The organism is Mycobacterium hubeiense (assembly GCF_002838065.1).
GTDB classification, from domain to species: domain Bacteria; phylum Actinomycetota; class Actinomycetes; order Mycobacteriales; family Mycobacteriaceae; genus Mycobacterium; species Mycobacterium hubeiense.
Genome location: NZ_PIZU01000101.1, coordinates 1 through 1,763, shown reverse-complemented (window position 1 = coordinate 1,763; position 1,763 = coordinate 1). Strand labels below are relative to the sequence as shown.

Sequence of the window (1,763 nt, the reverse complement as noted above, 5' to 3'; positions counted from 1 at the left end):
ACCGCGCAACGGTGCCTCATTCAGGTTGACAGGTTCCGGTAGGGCTCGCTGTTCCGATGGCAGCAGTCGCAGGTTCAGTCTCTCGGTGCGTTGTCGCGTCTCGGTCCCGCTTCTACGCTTCTCCACCTTGACTCTCCTACTGCATAGCCTGCATTAGCTATTCGGATAGTACTACTAGTAGGGCAAACGGTCGGGGCCATAACTTTGCGGGGGCGGTGTCGTGTCGAGCCCGGTACCGATGGCACCATCGGCGTGCCGTACGAGGTGAAACAGCTAGGAATTACCGGCGCACCGCGCCGCACCATTTCTGCAGGGCCCTGCATCGCAGAACGTAGCCCTTGCCGAGTGGCGTCTAGGTATTGGTTCGTCCTACCGAATGCCCTCGAGGAGGTCGGCTGCCGAGACGCCGAGCGCCTTGGCGATGTCGAAGAGCCGTTCATGCAGGATGCCTCGGCGGCCGTGCTCCACATCCATCAACACGTTGCGCGACACCCCCGACTGCTGCGCCAACTGCTCCTGTGTGAGGCCGCGGTCAATACGTAATGCCTGAATCCGCGTCCCCACTTGCCGTCTTCGCCGTTCCCAAGCGACCACACGCTTGGGGTCGTTTTGGCTGGGGCGCGTCGGCACGCCATCCAGTACTCCCGCCGGAGGGCTAGAAGTCAGCCCTACTAGTAGGGCATTCTCAGATCGTGGCTCCGCGATTGCGAGCGCGACGGCGCACGACAGCTCTAACGCTGTCCGGTGTGACCTGGCCTCGGAGACTATGACAGCGGCATTCCGGGGACGAGAACTGCTGCCGAGTCGGATTGCGATCGCTGCGGATGAGGCGCTTGATTGCTATCTGGAGCGGCTCGCCGTCGCGAACGATCTACCGTCGGCGCAAATGATGCGTCTCCTGACGAGGCCAGAAGAACGACGAGCGCCATCGTCGGCGTTCTTGATGGTCAAACCAGATCCTGCGATCACGGACAGAATCGCCAGCTTGGGCGGAATGCCGATACCGTCGCTTGAGGGTGCCACGCTGATGCGGTTTGGCGATGGCCTTCCTCTACGGCTGGACGGTCTCGATCCACGCCGGCGCCACAGCTTCCGACAAGTCGTGACACAGGGCTGGTTTCCTCAGTTCGGTTCTCAAGCCTGCCCGCTGTGCCTGGCCGTCGACAAGATCTGGCGCGTGGAATGGCGATTGCCCATCGTCGCGGTGTGCGTTAAGCACGAAGTCTTTCTGACTACCGGGTGTACCGGCTGTGGGATGCGGTTTCGTGCTCACCGCCATTCCCCTCTGCGGCCGCAGCTCGGCCAGGAGCAGCCGTGTGGAAACCCGGTCGGCCTTCGAAACCCATGCAAGCATCCGGTTACAGCCCACTCAGTTGAACCAGCACCGGAGGCGGTTGTTGACGCAGCTCGTGTGGCCAAACGAGCACTAACGAGGCAACCGGTCAGAATGCTGGGCAGGCAATCGGATCCACAGACCTATCTCGCCGAATTGCGGCACCTTGCAACGCTGTTGCTTCATCTGCTGTCTCGGCAAGAAGCGACGTCCTTTGTAGATTGGGCCGGCGACATTCACGTTGAGGCAGTCAAGCGAACGACGCAACGCCGTGGACCGCGCTGGGGTATTAGTCCTCCACAGAGCGCGCGCCTGCGCGGACACGTGCTGTCGGAAGCCCACGGAATCCTCAGCCAGACAGGCTTCGACGAAGCAGCAACTCGCCTGTCGCCTGTTGACCGGCACTCAGGATGAGCATGATGGCGGCGTT

General features: G+C 61.8%; 2 protein-coding genes. One reads left to right on the top strand and one right to left on the bottom strand.

From position 1 onward, the window contains the following. Positions 1-369 precede the first annotated feature (369 nt). Entirely contained in the window at positions 370-630 is a 261-nt protein-coding gene (locus CWS39_RS28100) for a helix-turn-helix domain-containing protein (RefSeq protein ID WP_102146094.1), read from the bottom strand. Positions 631-766: 136 nt separating this feature from the next. Between CWS39_RS28100 and CWS39_RS28095 the strand changes: the two genes are divergently transcribed. After that, positions 767-1,747 (top strand): TniQ family protein, encoded by a 981-nt coding sequence (locus CWS39_RS28095; RefSeq protein ID WP_102146093.1) that lies wholly within the window; start codon positions 767-769, stop codon positions 1,745-1,747. Positions 1,748-1,763: the final 16 nt, after the last annotated feature.